This is a genomic window from Hungatella sp. SB206 (genome assembly GCF_051132295.1).
Taxonomy (GTDB): Bacteria; Bacillota; Clostridia; order Lachnospirales; family Lachnospiraceae; genus Hungatella; species Hungatella effluvii.
In genome coordinates this window covers 92,879-111,414 of record NZ_CP096603.1, presented here as the reverse complement: position 1 = coordinate 111,414, position 18,536 = coordinate 92,879, and the positions used below count along the sequence as shown (strand labels likewise).

Sequence of the window (18,536 nt, the reverse complement as noted above, 5' to 3'; positions counted from 1 at the left end):
CTCCTTAACCATTAAAATCAGTTACATGTATCGTAATCTCTGTTCCCCTGTCCGGACAGCTGTGAAGCTCCACACAATCTGTATCTCCAAAATAAAGGCAGATACGTTCTATCGTTTTCTGCAGTCCAAATCCCTGTCCCCCATCAGATTCTCTGTTTCCATTTAAAATATCCCGAATCTGGCTTTCGTACATACCCACACCATCATCAGCAACAGTTACACCTATCGTTCCTGTTATCTCTTTTTTCACCGTTATTTTAAGCGTCCCCCTGTGCCCCAGTGGTCTAAGGCCATGGTAAATGGCATTTTCCACGAGGGGCTGCAGCATCAGCTTTGGCACACTGACTTCCAACAGACTCTCATCAATCTCCCGTTCCACAATAAAAACTGACTCGAAACGAATCCCCTGTACTATTAGATAGTCATTCACTATCATCAGTTCTTCTCTTAAAGAAATAACATCTTTGCCCTTGCTTAACGTTCTCCGATAGAAATTGCTGAATGCTTTTACTACGTAGCAGGCCTGTTCCTTTCGGTCTGTCACGATCAGTGCACTGATATCATTTAGAGTATTATACAGAAAATGAGGATTAATCTGTGCCTGCAGCAGACTCAATTCCATCTTTCGCAAATTTTTCTGCTCTGCCATAATTCGCTCAAGCAGCTTTTCTATCCGATCAGTCATGCAATTATAAGCTTTCTCAAGCTGTCTAAGTTCCAATGTATCCGATTTTAAGTCCACATGAACCAATACATCTTCTCCTGTCCGGTCGATTACCCCAACCATCCTTTTTAACGGCAGTAAAAAGCCTCTGATAATTACATAAATACCAAGAAACAAAACACAACTGTTTATTGCCAGCACAATCAACGTAATCTTTCTGCTTTGTAAATACGCGTCATCCATTCTTACCATGGGTGTGGCACTCGTATACTCCCATGTAAAACCTTCATTTTCCACTGCCAGGCGGGCAATACAGCTTCCCTTTTCATATTTCTGCGGCAGCTTGTCGAAATCCTTTATTACGCTTCCTTGACTGTCCTGAATTTTTATATCCAGATCATATCGATGCAGCGTGTCGTGGAAAGCGCTGCTTAATTTATCCATACTAATCTCGATTACAACTATGCCCATCTCCTGAAAATCTGTTATACTCTGTAAATCAAATACCATAGAAATATGTGATTTTGAATCGGAGAATAATGCTTCAGGAAGTATATCCCATCTGCCCTTATAATCGGCCACCTCGAGAAACAGCTCCGCGTCCTCTTTTAAAATTAAATTTCCAATTGTCTCCCCGCTTCGCTTAACACCATAAAGTTTTCCATTTAAATCGCGGAAAATAACAGCCTCTATCTGGTCCGAAAACTCCGTAATATTATATAAGGTGCGCTCCATTCCAATCTGTGCTTCCAGACTCGGTTCCGTATTCTGGCGGTTTACCATAGCCTGAAAAGCATTCCCCATCATAAGTGCAGCCGCAAATCTGTGAATATATTCAAACTGGCTGTTCATACCATCATTGATTGAGCTTAAGGTCTGCCCTGAAATCCGTTCCATCTCCCGCCTGCTGGCTCCCTCAATCACGCTCCAATAGATAAAGGCGCTTAAGACCGTACAAAATAAAAACAGCGCTCCGGTAAAAACCATCATCTTCATACCAATGGAAGCTCTTTTTACAAATTGCATATTCCCCTCTCTTTCTCCCTTCATGTTTTCCGGAATTCTTTTGTTTAAAAAGATAATTGTTTCCAGGATGGCGCAAAAACGGCCAAAAAAATGGCCGTTTCTTAAAAAAAATATTCTTCCAGTCTCGCACACAGATAATGATAAACAGGCAGATGAAGCTCCTGAATTCTATAAGTTTCAGTCTCAGGAACCTTAATTGTTACCGTACAGAGCGAATCCATCTTACTTTGGATTCCTCCTGTCAGCCCTACCGTCTTTAAACCCAAAAAGTTTGCTGTTTTTACCGCATTTAATACATTTTCTGAATTTCCGGACGTCGATACTGCTACCAATACATCCCCAGTTCTTCCATATCCATACGTCAACTGGGCATATACCATATCCGGGTCTGCATCATTTGCATAAGCCGTCACAATTGCTGACTGAGCCGAAAGGGAAATAGCCGGAAGCGCCCCCTGCAGCTGAGCAAACAGCTTAACAGCCTCTCCGTTATCTTTCCAAGCTTCCGGCACTGCTGCCGGCCGCTTTTTCAAAAATCCTTTCATCAATTCCCCTACGATATGATCGCAGTCCGCACTGCTCCCACCATTTCCACAGAGCAGTAATTTCCCTCCTTTTTGTAGTGCCTTCTCCACTATAGAGACAGTTTCTTCAATTTCAAAACGGCAGCTTCTCAGTGCCGGATATCTGTCATACAGTTCCATTCTTTCCTCCCATAAACAGCAGTAGCCAGTGCTGCATAGTCCCCAATCTCTTCTCCTAAAACAGCCGGCAGAATCCTGCAGTTTTCAAGTGCCCCTGGCAGACACTCCCGTTCCAGCACTTGCCTCATGGACGGCTCTAACAGCACCCGGCATCTTCCATAAATACTTCCCAGTATGATCATCTCCGGATTCAGCGTATCGATGAGAAGAGCCAGAGCTTTTCCCAGCTTTTCTCCGCAGATGCGAAATACCTCTGTCGCAGTCTCATCCCCCCGCTTTGCGCATTCAGCCACGCATCTCGCGGTAATTGTCTTACCCGGCCCCCAATAAACCGTCCCTCGTCCCTGCTGTTCCCGCTCTTTCGCCGCCGCTTCCGCCAAAAGAGCAATTCCGCCGCCGCTGCAAAAACCCTCAAATGATCCCATTTTTCCAAATCCCACAGGTCCATACGGTTCCAGCCGAATATGCCCAACTTCTCCCGCCAGGTCCTGAGCACCTGCATAAAGTCCGCCATTTAAGATCAGCCCTGCACCCATTCCCGTCCCAAACGTGAGAAATATCAGATTTTTCATTCCTTTTCCGGCTCCGAATAACCATTCTGCCAGTGCCCCGGCATTTGCGTCGTTTTGCAGATATGCCGGAATCTTCAGACGCTCTTCCAGAATACTGGTAATGCACACATGATCCCAGCCTGTTAAGTTGGGGGGAGACAGAATAATTCCTTCCCGGCTGTTTAACGGACCGCCGCAGCTGATTCCTACCGAAGTCTTTTCTTCGCTCCATTTCATAACTTCATCCGCAAGAATTTCAATAACCTCCTCCGGCGACCGGTCTTTTGGCGTCTCAATCTTCTTTTTATGAACGATTTCTATACGTCCGTCCAAAAACATTCCGCCAGTTACAGCACATTTTGTTCCTCCTATATCAATTCCTATGTACATGCAGCCCTTCCCCCTTTTCCTGCCTATTCTTTATCTAGAAAAACGCTCGCTCTCATCCACTGCCGGAACGTAATCCCAGGCAGTTTCTGTCTTCTCCATTGCTTCTTTTACGATTTTCTTTTTTCGTATTGATTTATCCAGATAGTCCAGCACTTCCTGCGGATTAAACCGGTTTAAGATCAGCCCTTTAAGTTCTTCCTCAATCTCACTGTACTCCGCTGTTCCAGACAGATTGATCCTTTCCTCCGGATCTGTATCCAGGCAGAACAGCTGCGTCTCCTTCTCATGAATATAAGTATACTTGTAGGCACCCTTTCTGACCATATAGCAGGGCCAAAGAATTGCTTCGCCATGGGATTCACAAAAAACAGGGCGATCTACAGCCAGCGTTTTTGACACCAGGGAAATACCGTCCACCTCCTCCATCCGGGCCGCCCCACTCAGATCTGCCAGCGTAGGTGCTAAATCCACAATAGACACAGGTGTACGAACCCTTTCGCTCCGGCTGTCCGGATAGTGAATCAACAGCGGGATGCGGCTGGACCACTCATAGAAGCATCGCTTTTGAACCATACCTCGCTCCCCCAGCATATCCCCGTGATCACTTGTAAAAATAATAATAGTTTTTTCATACAATCCTGTTTCCTTTAAATCACTTATCAATTCACCGACCTTATCATCTATGTAAGTGACCAGGGCACTGTATGCCCGTCTAACTGCATACAAATTTTCTCTTCCCTTCACAGGAAATATATCCGTTCTGTGAAATCCGGTATTCAGCCACTTGTCCAGAATTGTATCCCCTTCCTGTGCGGCATTCTCGATATCCGGGATGGTGATATCCTTTCCCTCATATAAATCCCAGTACTTTTGGGGCGGGTTGAACGGATCATGGGGATGGTGATACGAGACACAGAGGAAAAATGGATTTTGGGCAGAACTTCCATGGGTATACAGATACTCCCTTGCCTTCATATGGGTCTCTTCATCGTATTGCAACCCCTCATTCCATTTCCGCGGTCCCGCAGTCCGGGCATTGTAATGAATCGCATTTCCCCATGCCTCCGACTGAAGAATATGGTTTTCCTCATCGACATAGTTGGGCAGCCATGAAAATCCTGAAGGATAAATATCAGTAGTCAGTCTTCTGGAAAAGCCATGAAGCTGATCAGCCCCTACAAAATGCATTTTTCCGCACAAAACAGTATCATATCCCGCATTGGACAAATAATGGGCAAATGTAGGCTCCTCACAGGAAAATGCTGATGCATTATCGTAACAGTGCAGCGCTGACGTATACTTCCCTGTCATGAGCGAAGCCCTGGCAGGAGTACAGAGCGGATTCGATGTATAAGCATTTTCATAACAGATACTTGACTGCGCCAGTCCTTCTATATTTGGGCAGATCACTTCCTTATTTCCGTAACAACTCATCATATATGGAGTCATCTGATCCGCCATAATCATTACTATATTATACTTTTCCATTTCATTTCTCCTTCAGCGTGAATGTGCACGATACATAGTCCCAGGCATTTACGCCAATCATAGCTTCGAAGTCGCCCGGTTCACTCCCATAGGTTCCGTCCAATCGGGTAAAACACAGCATCTCCTCAGACACATCAAAGTCCACACGCCTCTTTTCCCCCGGTTCCAGTTCTTCCCTTAAAAATCCCTTTAACTCCTTTGCAGGTCTGGTAACCGAAGATTTTCTATCCCGTATATAAAACTGTGGCACGCAAACACCCGCTCTCTGTCCGGTATTCTGAATCCAGGCGCTGATGGTAAGCTTCTCGCCCGGCAGAAAGCTCTCGCTGCTGGCAGAAATATCAAAAATTTCAAAGGTTGTGTAGCCAAGTCCATATCCAAAGGGATAACGCGCTTTCTTTGCCCCTAATAAATAGCCTTTCATCAGGCCGGAATCCCTCTGACTATAGTAGACCGGCATCTGACCCACGTTATAAGGTATCGTCACCGGAAGCCTCCCGGATGGACTAACCATACCAAACAGGACTTCCGCTACCGCACTCCCGGTCTCCTGTCCCGCATAAAAGCACTGGAGAACAGCGGATGGCTGATCGTACAGTTCCGCACTGCTATATGGCTTTCCTCCCACAGAGACAACAATCAATGGTTTTCCCGTGCTGCTGAGACGGCAAAGCAGTTCTCTCTGTTGTCCCGCCAGTTCCAGTGTATCATTATCTCCGGAGCTATTATTTTTAAAAATTGCTTCCCGGCTGGTCGAAGCGCTTCCCCCTACACACGCCACCACAACATCACACGTATTGGCAAGACGCACCGCCCTGTTTAAACACACTTCCTCTTCTTCCAACGTATATAGCTCGGGTTCTTCTATCATGGTCGCATCAACCTCTGTATCCATCGATATTTCCTGCTTTGTTAACCCACAGCCTTTTTCATAGAATACCTCTGCCCCAAGCTTTGCTGCCGCCTCTTCGATCCCCTGTAAAATACTGACACCTTCAGCCGGCGCTGTACTGTAATAGCTGAAATGTACTGGATGGGCACATGGACCAGTTACGGCAATCTTAAGCGGCACGGACGTCAAAAGCGGAAGAATCCCGTTTTCGTTTTTTAACAGAACAAGACTTTCAGCGGCAGCACGGAAGGCTAATTTTCCGTGTTCCCCGCAGCGCACCAGTTTTCTGGCCTTCTTCGGATCAGTGAACGGTTGTTCAAACAACCCCAGTTCAAATTTCAGTCGAAGTACCCGCATTACCGCCTGGTCCAGGCAGGCAGACAGCTCTGCATTTCCTCTGCACAGTTCCGGAAGAACCATATAGCTCTTCCCATCCGGCAGATCCATGTCCACTCCAGCCCGCAGCGCAGCAACGGCGGCATCCAGTCCGCAGTCTGCAATGCGGTGCACACTCTCCAGCCTGCCGATATCATAATAATCCGAAATGACAACACCATCAAATCCCCATTTATCCCGCAGAATTTCTTTCAGCAACTGATAGCTGGCATGGCATGGAACTCCATTTACTTCCGAATGGGATGGCATGACTCCCCGGGCTTTTCCTTCCATAATCGCTCGTCTGAAGGGAGGCAGAATTTCATCCCAGAGCATCCGCTCTGTAACATGACAAGGCGCAAAATTGCGTCCCCCATCACACTGGCCGTATCCCGCGAAATGCTTGACCGATGCGGCCAAAAAACCTTCCTCAACGCCATCTTCTCCACCCTGCAGACCCGTTACCGCAGCATACCCCATTTCAGAAACGAGATACACGTCTTCGCCGAAGGTCTCCTCCAGCCTTCCCCACCTTAGGTCTCTTCCCAGGTCCAAAACCGGGGTAAACGCCTGATTTCCGCCTCTGGATGCAGCTTCCGAACCGATTGCCCGGTAAACCGATCTCACCAGCTCCAAATCGAAGGTACAGGCCAGGCCAATTGGCTTTGGAAACATGCTGGCCCCCTTCGCTACATGACCGCTTAAACACTCTTCCTGAATCAGTGCCGGTATGGAAAATCTGCTCTCCTCCATAGCCATTTTTTGAATCTGATTAATAACGGCTGCACTGTCCTCAGGACAAAAACTTCTTCCTGGAAGCTGAAATGACCCAATCCCGTCTTTTAACGTCCCTTCCAGCCCATTTATCTGCACCTTCCCCTGAAACACCTCTGCCTCTACAACAGGTATGGACTTAAGCTGCGCTGCTTTTTCTTCCAGAGTCATCCGCTTAATCAGATCTTTTGCCCGCTCCTCGGATGAACAGCTGCTGTCCCGATAGATTTCTTTCACCACACTCACCCCTTTACCGCTCCAGCCAGCATCCCTTTCTGCATCTGCTCACTCAGGAACAGATAGATCAAAAATGTAGGCGCCGTAGCCACTAACATTGCCGCACCAATAGGACCCCAGTCCGTCATATAAATACCCTGAAAGGACATAACGGCCACAGGCAGCGTCTTCATCCCGGCTTCCGTCGTAAATGTCAATGCAAACATCAGCTCATTCCAGGCATTGATAAACGTAAAGATGGCAATGGTTGAGAGCGGTATTTTTAGCAGCGGCAGAATTACCCGAAAGAACACCTGATAGATATTACATCCGTCAATGCAGGCTGCCTCTTCCAATTCGACCGGCAGTGTCTTTAAAAAACCCGTCATTATAAACAGTGCCACCGGCAGTGCAAAAGCGGTATAGGGAATAATCAGGGACCATCTGGTATTTAAAATTCCTATATTTTTAAACAGAATGAATAAGGGTAACAGGGATGCGTGAACCGGAATCATAATCCCCGCCAAAAAAACCATTATCAATGCTTTTCCATATTTAAACCGCATTCTTGTACAGGCATAGGCAGCCATAGTGGCAAAAAGAAGTGTAACAAGCATGGTCATAACAGTCACGATAACGCTGTTAAACAGGTAGATATGTATCTTTAAGTTCTGAAACACTCTCGTATAGTTTTCAAACACAAACGGTGCCGGCAGAGAAAAGGCCGGACGGTTAAATATCTGATTATTATCCTTAAGAGAGAACAAAAAGAGCCATACCAGGGGCATCAGCTGTATGATTAAAAATACATTCAAAATCGCGTACTTAATAATTTTCAAAGCCCTATTCTTCATACTATTCCAGCCTTTCTTCCGCTTTTTTAAACAGCCTGTTGACTACCAGCGCGTAAAACAGACAGATACCAACAATTACCATCGCCATGGCGCTTCCCGGACCATAGTGATACTTTGAAAAAATTGTCTTATACATCGTAATTGTAGGCACCTCGGAAGCATGTACCGGTCCGCCCTCCGTTAATATATAGATTAAGTCAAATGCTTTCATGGATCCTACTACCATGAAGGTAACACTCACCTTTAACATTGGCATGATATTGGGCATCGTAATATTCCACGCCAGCCTAAACCGACCCGCTCCATCAATCTGCGCCGATTCGTAAATCTCCTTTGGCAGCGATTTAATTGCAGAATAAACGATCAGCATATGATATCCCATCCACTGCCATACACTGGGAAGTGTCGCTGCTATCATAACTGTCTTCTTATCAAAAAGCCAGTTACGCTGCAGCTGTTCTAAATGCACAGCTCCCAAAAACTGATTTACCAAACCGATAAGCGGATCATACAGTTTCATCCAAAGCTGCCCAGTTACGGAGGTCATAATGATAACCGGTATAAAGTAAATGGTCCGGTACAGCTTTTCCCCCCTGACACAGTCCGCAATCAGCACTGCTAAGATTACGGCTGTCGGCAGCTGCAAAATCAATGTGCAGGCCAGGAAAACAAAAGAATTTCCGATTGCACTGCGAAAAACCTTGTCATGCAACAATGCCTGATAATTCTTTATCCCTACAAATTTGGCCTCTCCCATACCGTTCCAATCCAGAAGACTAATGACTCCGGAACTGACAATCGTTACCAGAATCACCATGGAAAAAATAAGAAATGTGGGCAATATAAAAATTGCAATTGCTTTTTTATTTGACATCATTTTGTTCATGCAGCTATCCCCTCTTCCAATCCGGATCTTTCGACTCAACAGGCTGTTTTTCTGACTAAGTCAAATTTCCGCCATTAGATGAAACAAAAAGCTGCTGTAAACTTGATTGCAGATTTACAGCAGCTCCTCTTCCAGGTTTCATCCGTTTTTTATTTCCCCAGAATTTCCGCCATTTCCTGAGTATATTCTTCCGGTGATAAATCCCCCATAGTCAGCATCGTGGTCGTATTCTTATAATCCTCCACGTAATCTGCCAGAAGCAGGGTGTCCCAGTTGGCCACGCCCCTGGTCATGCCTCCATATAACTCATTTACGGCAATAATCAATGGATTCAGCTGCGATTCATCTACCTCAACGTCCCACGCCGGTAACCCCGCTCCTGACTGATATAAGTTTTTTGCCGCCTGCTCCGTAATAAACTTCACTGCGTCTGCTGCCACATCAGGATACTTCGTCTCAGAAGAAACCATATATCCGGATAAAGATGCACCCACATATTCTTCTGGATTATTAAGCTCGCCTCCGATCAACGGGAAGGGTTTTGCCACCAGCTGATCCTTCACCTGAGAGCCTTCACCTTCAAATACTCCAATAGACCACGTTCCATTATAGGTCATGGGGATACCACCCGCAGCAAATTTCGTATTGGCCTCTGGCGGAATCATTGTCATGCTGTCCTCAGTCAGTGTCTTATTGGACAAAAACTTCTGTAAATAATCCGCAGCCTTTACGAATCCCTCCTGGTTAATGGTATCCTGCTGCGATACCACATCAAGACAGGTTTTTGCGCCTACGGTGCGGATAGAAAAATCTTCAAACATAGCGGTCAGAGGCCACATGGCCTTACCACCCATAATCATTGGAGCAATTCCCTTCTGTTTAAAGGCATCCACCACATTTACCAGGTCTTCGTACGTATCAGGAATCTCCAAACCATTTTCCTCAAATACAGTTTTATTATAGTACATCAGCATTCCGGAAAAATCTACCGGCAGGCCGTATACGGCATCGTTGTAGGAGAGAACGCTGAGCAGGCCTGGTTTTATCTTATCCTTTGTCCCATCCTCCAGCCAGGAATCCATCTGCAGGGCTTTTCCCGATTTTACAAAATCTTCAGCAAATGAGTATCCCCAGGCAAAAAAGATATCAGGAAGCTCGTCACTGGCGGCCGCCGTACGGATTTTCACTTTATACTGCTCCCCCTGAGTAGCATCCTGTACAATTTTTACATTCGGGTGGGTCTCTTCATAGAGTGCAATCGCATCCAAAAGTGCCTTTGCCGTCAAATCCTCTGCATTAGTCTGAATATGCCACATGGAGAGCGTAACCGGTTCCTCGGTGGATTCAGCCGCTTCTTTTGTCCCCTCACCTGTCTGTGCCTCTTCCCCTGCCGATGTGCTCTCTACAGCGCTCTGCTTGGTCTCCTGTACCGCGCTATTTCCCCCACAGGCCGTCAGCACAGCTGTCATACTGATCGTCAATAGTATACTAAGCCATCTCTTTTTCATTTTCAATACCTCCTAAGTATTTATAGTCAAATTATAGTCATTTTTCCTCCCAATTGAACAGTATATTTTTACCAAAATCCGGATTTTTTTTACCTTTTAGCCTAAATAAACAATTTTATTTTTTCGATTAAACTACGAAAAACAACGCAGGTACATCAGTTACGAACCGATATCCTGCGTTGTTTTGCTAATATTAATTACTCTCTTACTCTATTTTCCCCACGCTTCCACGCGTCACCAGCGTCACCTGGTATTCCACCTTTTTAATCAGCTTCCGCCTTCCTTCGATCCGTTCCTCCAGAATCTCCACCGCTTCCCGCCCCATGGCATCCGTGTGGACATCGACCGTGGTCAGGGCCGGGAACGAAAATTCGCCGGAGCTGTCCCCGTTTATGGAAATCACCGATACGCTGTCCGGCACGGAGATTCCTTCCTCATTCAGCGCCTTGATCACTCCGATAGCAATCGGATCATTGGATACGAAAAATGCATCCGGAACCGCCTTCTTCTCGCCAAGCCAGCGTTTCATCATCTGGTAACCACTCTCCACGCCGTGTTCCCCGACCATGGAACCGGCAAAATGAAGCTGCTTCTGCTCGGCCATGAACTTCTTAAAATAAGAAAACTTGCTGAACTCCTCCGGTGTATCCTCGCTGTCATACCCGCCGATATAGGCAATATCCTTAAGTCCCATGGCTGCCAGATGCCCCATGGCCTTATAAACACAGTCCTTAATACTGTAAGAGATCCAGTCCATGCGGTCCGGGTAGTAATTCACCTTGCCCACAAACACCATACAGCCGGTCCTCACCGCGGCACAGATTGTATCCACCTCTTTCCGGTCGAAATTCCCCACGACCAGCGCTCCGTCGATCTGTCGGTCAAACGAATCCAGGAAGGAATAAGGGACAAATGTAAACCCAATATTCTTCTGATAGCACGTTTCCTCGACGGCACTCCTGATCGAAAAATAGAACGCGTTATCAATCTGGTTCATGAAATGTGTGTCCTTATGAACGATCGCAATGTTCCGGCATCGTTTTAATTTCTTCTCCTGTTTCATCTTATACTGGAGTTCTTCCGCTACGGAAAAGATCTTTTCCTTCGTCTCCTCTGTAATAGAAAGCGTCGGATCTTCCCTCAGCGCTCTGGAAACCGTAGACTTGGCCACGCCGGCCTTCTCCGCAATATCCAATAATGTTGCCACACACATCACCCCTTCCTTCACCTGTTTTAACTATTTTTTATCATAGCAGAATCATCACTATACGTCAATCACGCGATTTCCTCCGGTCCTTCACTTCCCAGTCTGCGCGCCGTTTCCGGATAATCGGCTTCAAACATGGTTACGCCGCATGCGTATGCACGTTCCATCCATTTTTCTTCCCTTAATATAGCGCCGCTCACATAATATCCATGTGCCTTGAGTCCGTCTATCATGTCCGGTGTTATATTATAGATATACGTTAAATAGACCATCGCATCCATGGACTTCATAAGCTCCACAGGGTCCTCCGGGATAAAGGGAACGATCAGGCCGATCTCCACCTCCGGATCCAGCTGCTTCATCCGTTTAAGGACCTGATAATCCGGACCGAATACGAATACTCGCTTCTTCATGCCTGTTTTCTCCAGAACAGGTACCATGGCCTCCAGCAGACGGAAGTTTACTTCCTGCATATCCAGGGGAACTGTCTTAATCTCCAGCGCGAACCACGCTTCTCTTTCGCTGCCCCATCTCATGGCCTCCTCAAAGGTGCAGAGGCCGGGGCAGTTCTCCCGCAGCCTGTCCAGCGTATGCTCGTGGACGTATCCGTGCAAAGCGGTCCGTTTCTCCAGAGCGGTATCGTGATAGACCACGGGCACACCGTCCTTTGTCAGCTGAATATCAATTTCCAGGTAATCCGCGCCCGACAGCAGGCCGTGCTCCATGGCTTCTATGGAATTTTCCGGGTAACGGCAGGCACTGCCTCTGTGCCCGCCAATCAGCACCCGGTCCGCATGTTCTAATAGTTCTCTCATAATACAAGGTTCACCTTCGTCTCAGAGTCAAACACATTTATAAAATCCGCAAACCGCAGATATACACGTTTTTCACCGTCGCCCACCAGTGCCTTCATTCGCCCGAAGGCAGACGTATCATCCACGGATACCCGCACATGACAGCCGTGGACATCCCCGCTTAAGAGCAGTTCCTTGCCTAAGTTCTCCACCATCTGGACCTCCATCGGCAAGGTATTGGCTGCCGGCTCCGCCCCTACCTTGATCTGATGGGAACGAACTCCCAGCTTAACCGGCCTGCCGGTGTGGGGTCTCAGCTTTTCGAGAAGCTGCCCGGATACCTCCCCGGAAGACTCCCCAATGGTAAACATAAGCTTTTCCCCGGCAGTCTCCAGCTTGGCATCGATAAAATTCATGGGCGGATTCCCCATAAAATTAGCCACAAATAAGTTGGCCGGATACTGATAAAGCATCTCAGGAGTATCGTACTGCTGGATTCTTCCGTTGTCAAGAATGGTAATTTTGTCCGCAATCGCCATGGCCTCTTCCTGATCATGGGTCACGATGATTGATGTAACCTTTAACTCCTGCTGAATCTTCTTAATTACTTCGCGGATCTCGATCTTTAATCGGGCATCCAGGTTAGACATCGGCTCATCTAAAAGCAGGATCTTCGGTTCCTTCACGAGGGCGCGGCACATGGCCACTCTCTGCTGCTGGCCGCCGGAGAGCTGGGTCGGCTTCCGGTCCAGAAGATGCTCAATCTGAAGCTTTACCGCCATTTCCCTCGCCTTTTTATGGCGTTCTTCCTTCGATACTCCCTTTTGCTTTAAGGGGAATGCAATGTTATCAATTACCTTTAAATGGGGATACAGGGCATAAGTCTGGAATACCATACCGATATTCCGGTCCTTTGGCGCCTTGTTCGTCACATCCGCATCATCAAACATCACCTGCCCGCTGGTCACATCCAAAAGTCCGGCGATGCAGTTTAAGGTTGTGGATTTCCCGCAGCCCGACGGCCCCAGCAGCGCGACAAATTCTGTGTCCCGGATCTCCAGATCGATACTGTCCAGCGCCACGACGCCCTGGTCAAATTCCTTACGCAGTTTATTGATTGAAATCATAATTATACTCCCTTTCCGCCTCCGATATTGCCTTCCATCAACTGTTTCTGAGATATAACGAAAAATACGAATACCGGCAGCATATATACGATTGCCATTGCCGCAAATACACCGTAATCCGCGATCATCTGCTCACTCCGCGACAGGGAATGGAGGTACGTGGCGATAACCGGCGTCTTGGAATTGAAAATCAGCGTGTTAAACAAAATATAGTTGGACCATGCGCTGAGGAATGAGAAAATCGAGATCGAGGCGATGCCTGGCTTAACCAGATAGATAATAACCTGGAAGAAACCGCTCAGCCTGCTGCATCCGTCCACCAGCGTGGAATTCTCGATATCCCTGGGTATCCCATCAAAAAAGTTTTTAATAATAAAGGTGGACCCCGGAATCCGAAATGCGATGGCGACCAGAATGACGCCCACCATGGTATTGACGATATGCAGTGCGATCAGAACATAGAGCACGGCAATGAGTAAGAGCAGGTTTGGGAACATCCTCAGAATCAGAAGTGAATACTGAATCGTCTTCCTTCCCCGGAACTGAAGTCTCGACAGCGCATACCCGGCCAGACAGCTGATGACCACTTCACTCAGAGTGACTATAATTGTAAAATAAACCGTATTTACAAATGATTTTCCAATGGGCTGAATCGTTGTCTGCTTAAGCTTCATGGGCTTATACAGGAAATCAAAATTGCTTAATGTAAACGCGCCATCCGCATTAAAAAACGCAAGACTGAAGAAGCTGATATACAGATACAGGATCGGTGCACAGAGCAGAACCAGTACCGCTATCGCGATATTCTGTTTCTTTTTCTCCGTCTTGCTTAACGTAACCTTTGCCATTCGTTCTCCCCCCTATCTTTCATTCTGCTTCTGCATGACTTTGTTCATCAGGATCATAAGAACCAGTACCACCAGGATCAGCATCAGGGAAATAGCCGCGCCGTATCCATACTGCTGGTCGTTAAACGCCTTATGGTAGGCTGACAGCGACCAGACCTCGGTCTGGATTCCCGGTCCGCCGTTGGTGATGAGGAGAATCGTCACGTAGTTCGTGAGAAGCCCCAGCGCCTCCCACAGGGCGATAAACTGGATGTGGTAGCGGATATTGGGGATGATAATGCTTTTGATAATCTCCCATTCTCCCGCCCCATCCACATGAGCCGCCTTAAACTGGTTTTCCGGAATGCTCTTGATCGCGCTGGAAAATATAATGGTTCCATACGCAATATTGACGAGAATCGTCGCGCAGAGGACGATCTGCATCGGATACTTGGCAATCCAGTTAATCGGCTGGGAGTCCACAAAGGATAAATAGACCCGGTTGACCATTCCTCCCTCGCCGGCTTCCAACAGCCAGATCCAGAGTACGGAATACACAACAGCCGGTGTGATCATGGGGATCATCAGAATCGCCTTAAATATGCTGGAGTACCGCTCTGTCTTAACGAAATATGTAGTGAGCACGGCGAACAGGAGATTTAAGAAAACCGTCGCCACAATCGCCACCCCGACAAAGATCAGGGTATTTCTTACAATGACCAGCGTATTTGGATCTTTAAATATCTTAATAAAATTTTTGAAATGGTTAAATTCCCACACAAACGAGGAATCGAGATTCGTAAATGACATCACCACAGTCAGTACGGCCGGGATCACATAGAAAATCGTCACCAAAATCAAAAAAGGCGTTAAAAACATATATGCCTGTCCATTTTTATTTTTCATGAGGAACCGCCTTCCTAAATGCTGCTGCGCCGGGATCTTTCACACCCCCTGGCGCAGCAGCGGCAAACCTTACTGTTTTTATTTGAAAATTACATTGTCAACATTCAGTTCGATCTGAGTCTTCAAGTCGGCAACCGCCTGTTCCGGAGTCGTCTGTCCCAGTTCGAGGGAGACAATCTGTGTGAACATCTCGCTCTTTAAGGAAGATAAATTGTTGATTGCCGGAACGGACCTTGCGTAATCTGCCATGTAAGTTACATTCTTAAGGATCGGATTCTCCGTCACTTCCGGGTTCTTATTGGCTTCTTTGATACAGGACAGCGTGTAGATGGTGCCTGCATGTTTTGCTAACAGAGAGTTGGAATCGCCGGCCAGTTCGCGGAAAATATCCTTACAGACATCCGGATATTTTGTATCGGCGCTGATCGCCATCATCTGAGGCGCTACCGTTGCAAATGGGGCATCCGTATATTCGGATTTCGGGAATAGCACAAACGTCTCATTCTTCGCAAACTCTTCCGTCTCCAGTCCTGCCGCCTGCGCCACATACGTCGCGGAGAACATCGGACCGTAGTAGGCGAAGGCTTCTCCCGTACCTACCATCTTATTGATTGTATCCCAACCCAGCTGGTTTAAGTTGGGAGGTGTGATCTTCGTCGTGTTGGCATTTTCGTAGATGCTCTCAAAAAATCTCGTTATTCCGGCCTCGTCAAACACCAGGCTGCCGTTTTCATCGTAATACTGACCGCCAAACGCGTTTAACATATCGAAAAAGTCATTGCCGGCTCCTGGTCTGTGAACCAGACCGTACTTCGCTCCGCCTTTTTCTATCACTTCACTGCAGAGATCCATAAACTGTTCCAGAGTAAATTCCCCGTCCCGGATCTTTTCCGGCAACGCGTCGATTTCGTCCTGGCTCCATCCGATATCCGCCAGGTCCTTGTTGGAGTAATAGATTACACGAAGCGGCAGATCGAAAGGCATGGCGTACGCCTTTCCATCCACCATAGTCGGTGTGAATACGCCGTCTACGAATGCATCACTCATCACATCCGTGATATCCAGAACACATCCGGCCTTTACGAATCCGGCCACATCGGCGTCACAGATGAAGATATCCGGTGCGTCCCCGCTCTTATGTGCAAACACGATGTTGTTATGGTATTCACTGTTGTCGATGGTCTGATAATCCGTCTCAAACTCGATCCGGATATTCTTTCCTTCCTGCTCGTACTTCTTATTTAAATTCTCCGCGGCTCCCAGTACCGCTTCCGGCATTGTGAGGAAATCTCCGTTAAAGCCCAGCTTTAAGGTAATTGTCTCCATCGCCGCAGACGTGCTCTTTTCTCCCGTACTTTCCTCCGTCTTAGCCGCCTCGCTGCCCGCCGCTGCCGTATCGGCTGTGTTCTCCTTCTTCTGACCGCATCCAGCCAGGCTCATCACCATGGTAAGTCCCAGCAATACTGCCGTCAATGCTCTGCCTTTTTTCTTCATAATGTTTTCCCTCCATAATTTTTCTGATTGGTTTTATCGTGCTCTATTAACCGCTTCATGGCCTCCACGGCCAGTTCTGCCACTTTTCCGGTGTCATGGCACTGGATATCCTCAAGTCCCATCTCCCGCCTTGTCTGGTTTCCTATGACGAGGAGCACCGTACCCATGCGAAGCCTGCGGACCTGCCCGACCGTAAACAGCGCCGCGGACTCCATCTCGCTTGCCAGCGCGCCGCACCGGACCCAGGCCTTCCATTTTGAATTTAACGCATCTGCTACCGGCATAGTATCCGGATCATGCTGACCGTAAAAGGAATCCTTACACTGCACGACGCCCAGATGGCAGCGCTGTCCGGCCGCATCTGCCGCTTCCTTAAGAGCCATAACCACCTGATAATCCGCAACTGCCGGATATTCGATGGGGGCGTACTCCCTGCTCGTGCCTTCCATGCGCACAGCTCCTGTGGCGATCACCGCATCTCCCCCCAGCACTTCCGGCTGCATACCTCCCGAGGTTCCAACACGGATAAAGGTACTGGCCCCGCAGTGCGCCAGCTCCTCCAGGGCTATGGCCGCCGACGGCCCGCCGATTCCGGTGGACACCACGCTGACCTTCTCCCCATTTAAATATCCGGTATAAGTAACATACTCCCGGTTTGCCGCCCTTTTCTCCGGACGGTCAAGCAGCCCTGCAATGGTTTCACATCTTCCCGGATCACCGGTCAGTATTACATACCGGCCGATATCTCCCTCCTTGATCTGCAGGTGATACTCCTGCCCTTCTGCATATACGCTTCCCATTGTTTCCTCCTTTTGCCTTTGTCTTTGCTTTTTCTTCCGTTTAGTAAACTTTTCTCTATTCCATTTCTATTAGTTTCCTAGTACCAGTTTGTGCTAAATCACTTTTTTCATCGTATTTATTGATGTTTTATAGTTAGATTATAGCATGTTGACTATTTTTGTCAATAAAATTATAAGTAAATGTTTTGTAAAGTTTATATTATTTTTTAGTATTTTCGTATTTTTTTCAGATTGTATTGATTTTTTGTTTACTAAACATTATAATAAGTTTATCTTACCACAAAATTATATAAGAAGAAAAGAGGGGTGTATTTGAAAACAATCGCGGATTTACATATGCATACCAGCGTCAGCCAGCACGCCTACAGCACTCTGGATGAGATGGCATTGGCCGCAAAGTTTAAAGGTTTTAAAGCCTTTGGCATTACCAATCACGGTCCCGGGATGTTGGACGGCGCCATGGAACTTCACTTCCTGTGTTTACGAAACCTTCCGGACGAGCTTTACGGTATTCGTTTTTACAAGGGCGCCGAAGTGAATATCAAGTCGTATGACGGACAGCTGGACCTGCCTGAATCCATTTTAAAGAATCTGGATATTGTCATTGCTTCCTATCACGCGGAGGCTATTGCCCCCGCCTCACCGGCGGATCACACGCGGGGGCTCATCGAGATCTTGGAAAATCCCGATGTGGACTGTCTGGGGCACATCGGGAATCCGGTCTTTCAATGCGACTATGAGGCCGTCATCAAGGCATGCGCCCATGAGGAAAAGTTAATCGAGATCAACTCCAACTCCTTCATAGTCCGCCCCGGAAGCGATAAGAACTGCAAAACCGTCGCCCGGCTCTGCATGGAATACGGCGTCTCCGTACTGGTCAGCTCCGACGCCCACTCCAAATATGCAGTTGGCAGCCACGACGCGGCCTTAAAGATGTTAAAAAGCATCTCCTTTCCGGAGAAACTGATTGTAAACTCGGACTGGGATCTGCTTCAGAGGCGTCTGCCGTAGCCGGAAGTGAAAAAGCAGCAATAAGAAAGACGCAGTGCAGAA

At 47.4% G+C, this 18,536-nt stretch carries 16 protein-coding genes; 1 reads left to right on the top strand and 15 read right to left on the bottom strand.

Annotation, left to right across the window (positions count from 1 at the left end):
* Positions 1 to 4 precede the first annotated feature (4 nt).
* The 15 genes from M1L66_RS00540 to udp all read right to left on the bottom strand — a co-directional run bounded on the left by M1L66_RS00540 (position 5) and on the right by udp (position 17,483).
* The gene (locus M1L66_RS00540) at positions 5 to 1,690 is read right to left on the bottom strand and encodes a sensor histidine kinase (RefSeq protein ID WP_434690186.1); all 1,686 of its coding nucleotides are present in this window, start codon (positions 1,688 to 1,690) and stop codon (positions 5 to 7) included.
* A gap of 101 nt (positions 1,691 to 1,791) precedes the next feature.
* Positions 1,792 to 2,394: a D-sedoheptulose-7-phosphate isomerase gene (locus M1L66_RS00535; protein WP_187023511.1), complete on the bottom strand. Its 603-nt coding sequence runs from the start codon at positions 2,392 to 2,394 to the stop codon at positions 1,792 to 1,794.
* Positions 2,364 to 3,335 (bottom strand): ROK family protein, encoded by a 972-nt coding sequence (locus M1L66_RS00530; RefSeq protein ID WP_434690183.1) that lies wholly within the window; start codon positions 3,333 to 3,335, stop codon positions 2,364 to 2,366. Before M1L66_RS00530 ends, M1L66_RS00535 begins: the two co-directional genes overlap by 31 nt.
* A gap of 30 nt (positions 3,336 to 3,365) precedes the next feature.
* Positions 3,366 to 4,823: a choline-sulfatase gene (gene betC, locus M1L66_RS00525; RefSeq protein ID WP_187023509.1), complete on the bottom strand. Its 1,458-nt coding sequence runs from the start codon at positions 4,821 to 4,823 to the stop codon at positions 3,366 to 3,368.
* Position 4,824: 1 nt separating this feature from the next.
* On the bottom strand, positions 4,825 to 7,101 hold the full coding sequence (locus M1L66_RS00520) for a glycoside hydrolase family 3 N-terminal domain-containing protein (protein ID WP_434690180.1): 2,277 nt from the start codon (positions 7,099 to 7,101) through the stop codon (positions 4,825 to 4,827).
* Positions 7,102 to 7,106: 5 nt separating this feature from the next.
* Positions 7,107 to 7,919, bottom strand: coding sequence for a carbohydrate ABC transporter permease (locus M1L66_RS00515; RefSeq protein ID WP_434690178.1), 813 nt, complete (start codon positions 7,917 to 7,919; stop codon positions 7,107 to 7,109).
* Between the two features lie 16 nt (positions 7,920 to 7,935).
* On the bottom strand, positions 7,936 to 8,820 hold the full coding sequence (locus tag M1L66_RS00510) for a carbohydrate ABC transporter permease (protein ID WP_110323545.1): 885 nt from the start codon (positions 8,818 to 8,820) through the stop codon (positions 7,936 to 7,938).
* Between the two features lie 149 nt (positions 8,821 to 8,969).
* Positions 8,970 to 10,328 carry an extracellular solute-binding protein gene (locus M1L66_RS00505; protein ID WP_187023506.1) on the bottom strand — a complete coding sequence of 453 codons (1,359 nt, stop codon included), beginning with the start codon at positions 10,326 to 10,328 and terminating at the stop codon, positions 8,970 to 8,972.
* A gap of 205 nt (positions 10,329 to 10,533) precedes the next feature.
* Positions 10,534 to 11,541 (bottom strand): LacI family DNA-binding transcriptional regulator, encoded by a 1,008-nt coding sequence (locus M1L66_RS00500; protein ID WP_110323542.1) that lies wholly within the window; start codon positions 11,539 to 11,541, stop codon positions 10,534 to 10,536.
* 62 nt (positions 11,542 to 11,603) lie between these two features.
* Positions 11,604 to 12,350, bottom strand: coding sequence for a glycerophosphodiester phosphodiesterase (locus M1L66_RS00495; protein ID WP_434690174.1), 747 nt, complete (start codon positions 12,348 to 12,350; stop codon positions 11,604 to 11,606).
* On the bottom strand, positions 12,347 to 13,456 hold the full coding sequence (locus M1L66_RS00490; RefSeq protein ID WP_434690171.1) for an ABC transporter ATP-binding protein: 1,110 nt from the start codon (positions 13,454 to 13,456) through the stop codon (positions 12,347 to 12,349). The genes M1L66_RS00495 and M1L66_RS00490 overlap by 4 nt, the downstream gene beginning before the upstream one ends.
* Before the next feature lie 2 nt (positions 13,457 to 13,458).
* Entirely contained in the window at positions 13,459 to 14,304 is an 846-nt protein-coding gene (locus M1L66_RS00485; protein WP_187023503.1) for a carbohydrate ABC transporter permease, read from the bottom strand.
* Between the two features lie 12 nt (positions 14,305 to 14,316).
* A complete protein-coding gene (locus M1L66_RS00480) occupies positions 14,317 to 15,189 on the bottom strand; it encodes a carbohydrate ABC transporter permease (RefSeq protein WP_002605500.1) in 873 nt (290 codons plus the stop codon).
* A gap of 78 nt (positions 15,190 to 15,267) precedes the next feature.
* The gene (locus tag M1L66_RS00475; RefSeq protein WP_434690167.1) at positions 15,268 to 16,683 is read right to left on the bottom strand and encodes an ABC transporter substrate-binding protein; all 1,416 of its coding nucleotides are present in this window, start codon (positions 16,681 to 16,683) and stop codon (positions 15,268 to 15,270) included.
* The gene (gene udp, locus M1L66_RS00470; RefSeq protein WP_434690166.1) at positions 16,680 to 17,483 is read right to left on the bottom strand and encodes a uridine phosphorylase; all 804 of its coding nucleotides are present in this window, start codon (positions 17,481 to 17,483) and stop codon (positions 16,680 to 16,682) included. The genes M1L66_RS00475 and udp overlap by 4 nt, the downstream gene beginning before the upstream one ends.
* A gap of 312 nt (positions 17,484 to 17,795) precedes the next feature.
* Between udp and M1L66_RS00465 the strand changes: the two genes are divergently transcribed.
* Positions 17,796 to 18,494: a phosphatase gene (locus tag M1L66_RS00465; RefSeq protein WP_434690163.1), complete on the top strand. Its 699-nt coding sequence runs from the start codon at positions 17,796 to 17,798 to the stop codon at positions 18,492 to 18,494.
* Positions 18,495 to 18,536: the final 42 nt, after the last annotated feature.

What these genes read in the sequence shown, in the direction of transcription:
- M1L66_RS00540 (WP_434690186.1), bottom strand. Translation starts at nt 1,690, where the DNA reads ATGCAATTTGTAAAAAGAGCTTCCATTGGTATGAAGATGATGGTTTTT.
- M1L66_RS00535 (WP_187023511.1), bottom strand. Translation starts at nt 2,394, where the DNA reads ATGGAACTGTATGACAGATATCCGGCACTGAGAAGCTGCCGTTTTGAA.
- M1L66_RS00530 (WP_434690183.1), bottom strand. Translation starts at nt 3,335, where the DNA reads ATGTACATAGGAATTGATATAGGAGGAACAAAATGTGCTGTAACTGGC.
- betC (WP_187023509.1), bottom strand. Translation starts at nt 4,823, where the DNA reads ATGGAAAAGTATAATATAGTAATGATTATGGCGGATCAGATGACTCCA.
- M1L66_RS00510 (WP_110323545.1), bottom strand. Translation starts at nt 8,820, where the DNA reads ATGAACAAAATGATGTCAAATAAAAAAGCAATTGCAATTTTTATATTG.
- M1L66_RS00505 (WP_187023506.1), bottom strand. Translation starts at nt 10,328, where the DNA reads ATGAAAAAGAGATGGCTTAGTATACTATTGACGATCAGTATGACAGCT.
- M1L66_RS00500 (WP_110323542.1), bottom strand. Translation starts at nt 11,541, where the DNA reads ATGTGTGTGGCAACATTATTGGATATTGCGGAGAAGGCCGGCGTGGCC.
- M1L66_RS00495 (WP_434690174.1), bottom strand. Translation starts at nt 12,350, where the DNA reads ATGAGAGAACTATTAGAACATGCGGACCGGGTGCTGATTGGCGGGCAC.
- M1L66_RS00490 (WP_434690171.1), bottom strand. Translation starts at nt 13,456, where the DNA reads ATGATTTCAATCAATAAACTGCGTAAGGAATTTGACCAGGGCGTCGTG.
- M1L66_RS00485 (WP_187023503.1), bottom strand. Translation starts at nt 14,304, where the DNA reads ATGGCAAAGGTTACGTTAAGCAAGACGGAGAAAAAGAAACAGAATATC.
- M1L66_RS00480 (WP_002605500.1), bottom strand. Translation starts at nt 15,189, where the DNA reads ATGAAAAATAAAAATGGACAGGCATATATGTTTTTAACGCCTTTTTTG.
- M1L66_RS00475 (WP_434690167.1), bottom strand. Translation starts at nt 16,683, where the DNA reads ATGAAGAAAAAAGGCAGAGCATTGACGGCAGTATTGCTGGGACTTACC.
- udp (WP_434690166.1), bottom strand. Translation starts at nt 17,483, where the DNA reads ATGGGAAGCGTATATGCAGAAGGGCAGGAGTATCACCTGCAGATCAAG.